The following is a 7,245-nucleotide window of genomic DNA, read 5'->3' on the forward strand; positions in this document are numbered from 1 at the left end:
CCCAGAGCAGTTGCGCTCATGTCATTAATGGACAATGAGGTATTCTGGTTAGCGTTGGCACCAATCTGGAATTTTACAGCATGGTCAGTTACGGCGATGGTAAACGCATTGGTACCTGCAACATAGTTGGTCTTTACCTCGAACTCAAAGCCCCCAATATTAAGGGTTCCGCCAGAGTAGTTAAAGGGTGCATTGCTAACTGTTTTAGCACCGCTCAAGTCAATATCCATCCCATTGGCGGATAAGGCGATATTTATAGCACCAGCCTGAGTAATGTTATCTGTTCCCAGATCGATGGTCAAGCCTCCAATATCGAGGTCAGATACAGTGCTCGCCCCACTAATGGTGGTTTTGGTTCCATCAGGGCCTGTTAATGTGAAGGTGGCTGTGTTCGCTACATCGTCGTAGTCGGTTACTTCCAGGTGATAATTACCATAGCTTATATGGGCACCGGCAGTAACTGAAAAAGTATCCTGATCAACAGCCCCGTTCAAGGAACTTCCACTTGTAACGAAAGTGTCGGTTCCTGCAGATGTCATAGTCAATGTATAGGTACCAGTTGTTATATCACTTCCGGTAATCTGGAAACCCTGTGGTTGAAAGTCTAGAACAGATGCAGTGTAAGTCTTACCCATATCGCCGTTCAACAGCTTCTTGGTGTTGAATTCGGTGTCAGTAGAGATCCTGGTGATCTCAGTTGCCAGCTGGTCGATTTCTTTTTGGATCTCAGCCCGGTCGGCTTCGGTGTTGGTGCCGGTAGCGGACTGAACCGCCAGTTCTCTCATTCTCTGCAGTATGCTGTGGGTTTCATTCAACGCCCCTTCAGCGGTCTGTATCATGGAAATGCCGTCTTGGGCATTGCGGCCGGCCTGATCCAGGCCTCTGATCTGGCCGCGCATCTTTTCGGAAATGGCCAGCCCGGCGGCGTCGTCGCCGGCGCGGTTGATGCGCAATCCGGATGACAGTTTCTCCAGGGCTTTGTTGCCTATAGAGCTGTTGGAACTTAATTTGTTATAGGTGTTGAGTGCTGCAATATTGTGGTTGATAATCATTTAAAAATTCCTCCTTGAAATTCGCTGGCCCACTTCCCTGCGGGCCGCTTCATAATACTCCTGAAACTCCGCTGGTTTTGATGTTTGCCCTTGATTTACCCCCTTGCATTTAATAATGATTGCAATTATTATATCGGGATATATTCGGGAAATATTTACTACTATTTTTAAATAATCTAGGCCCTAAGTATATATTTTCTGTCAATTATCAAGTATCTTCGCCCTAAAGACTATTAATTTTAATAATTAGGACTACAGGGCAAAAAAATGAGAACACACTGACTATCCAGGAGACCCTCTTCGCTTAGGACGAAAAAAGGCGGGGAGTCGCTGGTCGTCCCCGCTTGGCCGAATTATTTATCTTTTGCCCGAATCACTCATCCATCTACTGAGTGGAACCGCTGGCGAACTGCTGGGCCAGCCACTGGCTCTGGGCATTCATCTGCTGGAGAGCTTGTTCCATAGCCGTGAATTGCCGGTAATACCTGTTTTCCACTTCGACAAGGCGCTCTTCCAGAGTGTAAATCCTTTTTCCGACCCGTTCGAGCTCCCGTCCCAGGCTGCTTTCGTCAACCCCGGTGCTGACAGTGCCTGCGGTGTTGGTGATGCGCTGCATACTGTCAATGACCTGATCATAGAGCCTTACTGCTATGCCTTGATCAGTTCCGCTTTCGGTATTGGTAAACAGATTCATCACCGCTTCGGGGTTGTCGCTCAAAGCGGTTTTGAGTTTGTCCTCATCGATATGTAGTTTGCCTTGATCCTGCCAGCCCGAGGTGGTGATGCCGATAGCGCTTAAGCTGGAATACTTGTCCGCCCCGGCGACAATTGAACTGGCCTGGTTGCGGATCATACTGTAGAGGTTGAAAAGGGTGGAGTCACTGTGCAACAATCCGCTTTTAGCCTTTTCTTCCCACTGCTCAATGTCTTTTTCCTTCATGTCCTTTTTCTGTTCATCACTTAAGGGGGTAAAATCGCGAAAACGTTTTTCCCCCAGCTTTTCAGAGATGTATCCCACCGCGGCATTGTATTTTTCCACAAAATCCTTGATCTTGGCCACTATGTTGTCGACGTCGGGGCTTACGGTTATATCTACAGTCTGTCCCTCTTTCAAGAGGGCGAAGTTGATATTGTTAAAGGTAAAGCGGTTGGATGCGAAATTAAGTTCCTGGCCGCCATTGAATCTGATAGCGGCATCAACACCCGCTACCGTGCCCAGGTCGACATTCAAAGTGTTGGCCAGGAAACCGCTGCTGTCCTCCAGTTCAATCCTGGCCTGGTCGCCGGTGCCGGAAGTGAAGAGGTAAAATTTATTGAGGCCGGCATCGTAAGTAGCCTTGATTCCGGTTGCCGCCTGCTGCTCATTGATCTTGGCCACCACGGTTTGTATGGTGTCACCCTCCTGAACGGTGACGGTGGCCGAACCGTTTTTGCCGGTCAAAGTGAATTCGGCATCCTCCCCGCTGTGGACATACTCGCTCATGACCGGCGTGCTCTCTTTGCTGGCGCCCCGGGCCAGCCTTAAAACTTCCACACTGAAGCTGCCTTCAATGGTGGTGCTGGCCGCTGTGGCGGTAAGCACTGCCGGGTCCGAGGAAGTGACGGTTTTGGCCTGAAAAGTGCCCTGTAGTTTTAAGTTGAGCAGGGAACTGCGCAAGGCCAGGAATTTGGTATTGGCCTCCCGGTACTGCTCCCGTTTCCATTCCAGGATCTGCTTCTGCTGGCGCACTGCGTCCACCCGAGCCCGTTCACCCTTCATGGCTTCTTTTATTATGCTCTCAGTATCAAATCCGCTCGCTAATCCCGATATTCTTATAGCCATCCTGATACCTCCAATTACCGGGGCGTAGTTTCCAGCTGCGCTTTGAACAGGTCATCCAGCAAATGATGCGGTTCCTGCCCTGGTTTTGCCGCAGCCGCCTGCATATTGGCCGCTACGATCTCCCGGTAGATTTCCTGACGATAAACCCCGACTTCCCGCGGGGCATCGATGCCGATCTTAATGTAATCCCCCTGTACGTCAACCACCGTAATGCGTATCTGTTCACCTATACAGATGCTCTGTCCCTTCTTGCGATTCAACACCAGCATACTATCTCACCCCCTGAGCGGGGCTCAATATAGAATCTTCGAATAGCGGATGTTTGGTATGATACCTTGATAACTGAGGAATATATTGAATTCCCACCTGCTGGTCGAAGTTGATAATCAAAGGGGCCAATAGATTGGCGGTGGTCTCGGCAAAAATCTCGGGTATGGTCAATAAGGCGAATACATTAAGAGACCCCTTGCCGCCTTCCCGGATTTTCAGACGCCGCAATTCCCGGTTGTTGATCTCAATCTCATAATGGGGGAAAAACGTGAATACATCTGCCAGGATGAAGCAGAGCTGCTCCTTCCTCACCGATTGCAGATAAAAGAAGGGCGAGTCCGCCGCAAAGGGAATGATTACAAACTGCCGTTCCTCTTCAAATGCCGGCAGGCCTTCCGGGAAAAAAATAATTTGATCACTTTCAATTTCGATCTCTTCCAGGTACTTGCTCTTAATCTTCATGCAGTTCACCTTTAAGTGTGCCTCCCCATTTACCTGGCTAAAATATTTTGTTATTTCATATATCGTTTTAGAGGGGCTGTCTCTTGATATCAATCTGTCATCTTAGCTGGGGATAATCACGAATAAAACATGACCCCTGGCCTGGCTCAATATTTTAGAAAGCCGAACAGGAGCCTGGTCGCTCCGCCGCCACCGGCCCGGGAATTTGATTTCGAGCTTAGGCAGCGGCAGCTGGCGATAAAATAAAATAGTTATTGGATGAATAAGCCGAAATAGGATTTTGCGCCAATATTATAAAAACTTATTTGAGGAAATCAACCAGAGTAGGCTGGATAATCCGTGCTCCTGCCGCCAGGCTGGCACTGTACACGTTTTCCTGCATCCTGAGATTCATAACCGCCTCTTCAAACTCAACATCTTCAACTCCTGCCAAAAGGCTGGTCAAAGATATTTCCGCTTCTTCGAGGCGGTTTTGCTGCAGCTCCATGCGATTGACGCGGGCTCCTACTACAGCGCGTTTGCCCAGCAGATCATCGATTTTGGCGTCAACGTTGTCCAGCATGCCGCTGATTCCTTCAAAATCGGATGCATTTATAGAGGTTATTAAATCGTTTATCATGGCGAACACCCCGCCGTCCGGGTCCCCGGAAGCGTCGACTCCGCCGGGATTGCCGAAAAAGCCTGTCATATCCAGATTGAGGGCTACCTTGACCCCAATGCCGATCTCCGTTTCCAGCAGTTGAGCGTTGCCTTTCCAGGCCTCCCCCTCACAGGGCGCCTGGGTGACATTGGAGCCGGCAAAGATAAACTTTGACCCATAAGTGCTGTTGGCCACCAGCTGCAATTGTTCTTTAAGCTGCTCCATTTCAGCGGAAATGGCTTGCATAACCTCCTCCGAGTTGCTGCCGGTGCCGGCTTTTACCGCCAGTTCCCGCACCCGCTGCAGGATTTCGTTGATGTTGTTGAGAGCCCCGTCGGTGGTTTCCATAAAGCTGTTGGCCTCATTGATATTGGCCAAATATTGTTCGTTCTCATTAAGGGCGGTACGCAATCGCAGAGCCTTGACCAAACCGGAGGGGTCATCGGAAGGACTGTTGATTTTCCGGCCGGTAAACAACTGGCGTTGGCATTCATCCAATCGCCGGGTATTGGTATTCAAGTTGCGGATCAAATCATTGACCATCATAGTAGAAGTAATGCGCATCTTCTATTACCTCCCCACCAGTCCGAGGCGGTTAACCACCAGGTCGAGCTGCTCGTCTATCGCGTTGATAAAACGGGCCGCAGCGTTATAAGCGTGCTGATAACGTATCATATTGGTCATTTCCTCATCCAGGGAGACCCCGGAAATACTCTGTCGCTTGTTGTCCAATTCCCCCACCAGGTTATCCTGATTCTGCGCCATGCGCTTGGCCTGCTGACCCTGCACGCCGATAGTCGAAGCCAAGGAACGCCAGAAATCATCCATTGTCATAGCCCCGTCGATAGTCAAGGCGTGTTTCAGCCGGGCCAGATTCAGGGCATTGTTTCCGTCTCCAAAATTAATGGGTTGGGCTTCAGCCGGCGGAACCGGATCTCCCCCTGTAAGCGGGTCGCCCCAGGTGCGCTGGCCGGCGGCGGCGATCCCCCGGGGATCATTGAGGATGTCATCGGCCACCTTCATATATTGCGCCCAATCGCTGACTGTGCCGGGGTCGGCCGGTTCAGCAAAAAAATTGGCGCCGTCAGGAGTACCGGTCTTATTGATAAGACTGAAGCCCTGCCGGTGCAGCTGGTTGGTTTCCTGTACAATGGCCATGGCCAGCCGGTTGAGCTTGTCTATCATTTCGGGAACCAGACCCCGGTAGTCGGAAGAGGCATCGGCCGGAAGCAGAGTGGCCCCCCTCACATCCAGGAGGCCTTTCAATTCTCCCCCGCTGATCTGTGTTTTCACCCGGGTGTCTTTCCAAACAATCATTTGCATGCCATTGGCATCGGCTTCGGTATCCAGAGTACTGTAAGTCAGGCCCTGGACCAGGGTTCGCCCCCCCAGCTGAACCGCAATGGTGCCATTAGACTCCTGATGGACGCTAATGTCCACGATCTTGCTGAGCTGATCCAAAAGCAGATCACGCCTGTCCAACAAGTCGTTGGGTTGTTGCCCCGACACATTGATGGCCAGGATCTGCTTATTCAAATCCTTTATCTGTTCTGCCATGGAATTAATATCCTGGACCCTGGTTTCCAGGATAGAATTCACATCGTCGCGCAGTTCCACCAGCTGGCGATAGGTGTGGTTGAAAGTGTCTGCCAGAGTGGCTCCCCTCTCAGCCACGACTGTGCGGGTGGAATCATTTTCCGGGTTGCTGACCAGATCCTGCCAAGCTTCCCAGAATTGGTCCATTACCTCCCTTAACCCGGAATCTGAAGGTTCGTTAATGATGACCTCCAATTTACTGATGGATTCGGAAATGCTCTGCCAGTAACCGGCGGCCTTACTCTCGTTGCGATACTGATTGTCCAGGAACTCTTCGCGGATGCGCTCAATAGTGCCCACCGCGACGCCTGTTCCAATCTGCCCCACCCCTACTGCGGTCTGCAATGACGGGGTGCAATATGGCGTGGTGGTTTCCATCTGAGCCACCTGCCGGGTGTATCCAACCGTATTGGCATTGGCAATGTTGTGGCCGGTGATGGTCAAAGCGGTCTGCTGCGCGGTTATGGCCCGCTTGCCTATTTCTAATCCAAGAAATCCTATCGACACCTTGTATCCCTCTTTTCCAAGGTCGAATTTATATTTTGCGGTCGAGGAGGTTGATTCTGGCTCTCATGTTTTCTGCTTGCAGGCCTTTTTCTGAATAGGTTCCGGGTTGATCGCCCACCACGGCCGCTTCCAGAAAAGCGATATGATCCAGGGACTGCTGCAAGAGTTCATTATTGTGCTGATTCAAGGTTTTTAAGCACCCCAGGCTGATTTCCAGCCTGCTTATGGAGTCCTGCATAAGAGCAGCGAGATGCGGGCAATTGTCTCTCACCCATTTCAACAGTTGTTGAGAATCCAATCCCGGGTGTTCCGGGTACAAACCGCCCTGGGCGCGAAAACGGGCACCTTCCCATTTTTCCAATTCCAAAATGACGATGCCCTCTTCACGAATCAAGTTATCCAATTCTTTAATATTCCCCTGAATAACGAGCTTCTTTTTTTCGCTGGCCAGGATTACCAGCTTTTCAACCATCTCATTAACTTTATCCTGGAGTTCTATCAGCTCGAGGCATTGTTTTTCCATAGCGCACCACTTCTAAACGAGCTTATCTACGATAGCTCTTTGAATGATTTTCTCCGCAATTTCATCGTCTGCCAGAGTATAGGTTCCGGTGGAAATGCTTTGCTGCAATGCGGTCACTTTATCCATACGGATATCATCGGTTTGTTTGACCGCTTGCATCGCCTTTTGCTTGAGACGGCTGGCCTCAGAAATCATCAGCTCATCCTGTTTGGCCACGCCCTGGCTGCGCGCCGTGTCGGCCGGGGTTAATTTATAATCCCGGGCGTAAGTTTTAAGTATGTTTTGTACCTGAGTTTTAGAAATTATCATAGTTCCCACCTCATACTTCTAGCTATTTTCTAACTCGTATAAAAACATTGATATCCTTATCCGG

Annotated in this window: 8 protein-coding genes; all 8 read right to left on the reverse strand. The window is 50.2% G+C overall.

Annotation, left to right across the window (positions count from 1 at the left end; genetic code table 11):
* Positions 1–1,052 (reverse strand): flagellin N-terminal helical domain-containing protein (locus B2633_RS07490; protein WP_483169975.1); only part of this gene is annotated, 1,052 nt, incomplete at its 3' end.
* A 385-nt stretch (positions 1,053–1,437) separates the two neighbouring features.
* Positions 1,438–2,874, reverse strand: coding sequence for a flagellar filament capping protein FliD (fliD, locus tag B2633_RS07495; protein WP_483169977.1), 1,437 nt, complete (start codon positions 2,872–2,874; stop codon positions 1,438–1,440).
* 14 nt (positions 2,875–2,888) lie between these two features.
* Positions 2,889–3,143, reverse strand: a complete 255-nt coding sequence (csrA, locus tag B2633_RS07500) for a carbon storage regulator CsrA (RefSeq protein WP_481042281.1) — start codon at positions 3,141–3,143, stop codon at positions 2,889–2,891.
* Between the two features lies 1 nt (position 3,144).
* Positions 3,145–3,606, reverse strand: coding sequence for a flagellar assembly protein FliW (gene fliW / locus B2633_RS07505; RefSeq protein ID WP_483169990.1), 462 nt, complete (start codon positions 3,604–3,606; stop codon positions 3,145–3,147).
* Between the two features lie 301 nt (positions 3,607–3,907).
* Positions 3,908–4,810: a flagellar hook-associated protein FlgL gene (gene flgL, locus B2633_RS07510; RefSeq protein WP_483169978.1), complete on the reverse strand. Its 903-nt coding sequence runs from the start codon at positions 4,808–4,810 to the stop codon at positions 3,908–3,910.
* Positions 4,811–4,816: 6 nt separating this feature from the next.
* Positions 4,817–6,349 carry a flagellar hook-associated protein FlgK gene (gene flgK, locus B2633_RS07515; protein WP_483169979.1) on the reverse strand — a complete coding sequence of 511 codons (1,533 nt, stop codon included), beginning with the start codon at positions 6,347–6,349 and terminating at the stop codon, positions 4,817–4,819.
* 28 nt (positions 6,350–6,377) lie between these two features.
* Complete coding sequence (locus B2633_RS07520; RefSeq protein ID WP_483169980.1) at positions 6,378–6,872, reverse strand: flagellar protein FlgN; 495 nt, start codon at positions 6,870–6,872, stop codon at positions 6,378–6,380.
* A 12-nt stretch (positions 6,873–6,884) separates the two neighbouring features.
* Positions 6,885–7,181 (reverse strand): flagellar biosynthesis anti-sigma factor FlgM, encoded by a 297-nt coding sequence (locus B2633_RS07525; protein ID WP_481042273.1) that lies wholly within the window; start codon positions 7,179–7,181, stop codon positions 6,885–6,887.
* Positions 7,182–7,245 lie beyond the last annotated feature (64 nt).

Origin of the sequence: Syntrophomonas sp. UBA1041, from assembly GCF_002316705.1 — a bacterium.
GTDB lineage: Bacteria > Bacillota > Syntrophomonadia > Syntrophomonadales > Syntrophomonadaceae > DTU019.

Bases quoted from the DNA above. Each gene is read 5' to 3' on its own strand.
- fliD (WP_483169977.1), bottom strand. From the start codon at position 2,874: ATGGCTATAAGAATATCGGGATTAGCGAGCGGATTTGATACTGAGAGC.
- csrA (WP_481042281.1), bottom strand. From the start codon at position 3,143: ATGCTGGTGTTGAATCGCAAGAAGGGACAGAGCATCTGTATAGGTGAA.
- fliW (WP_483169990.1), bottom strand. From the start codon at position 3,606: ATGAAGATTAAGAGCAAGTACCTGGAAGAGATCGAAATTGAAAGTGAT.
- flgL (WP_483169978.1), bottom strand. From the start codon at position 4,810: ATGCGCATTACTTCTACTATGATGGTCAATGATTTGATCCGCAACTTG.
- B2633_RS07520 (WP_483169980.1), bottom strand. From the start codon at position 6,872: ATGGAAAAACAATGCCTCGAGCTGATAGAACTCCAGGATAAAGTTAAT.
- B2633_RS07525 (WP_481042273.1), bottom strand. From the start codon at position 7,181: ATGATAATTTCTAAAACTCAGGTACAAAACATACTTAAAACTTACGCC.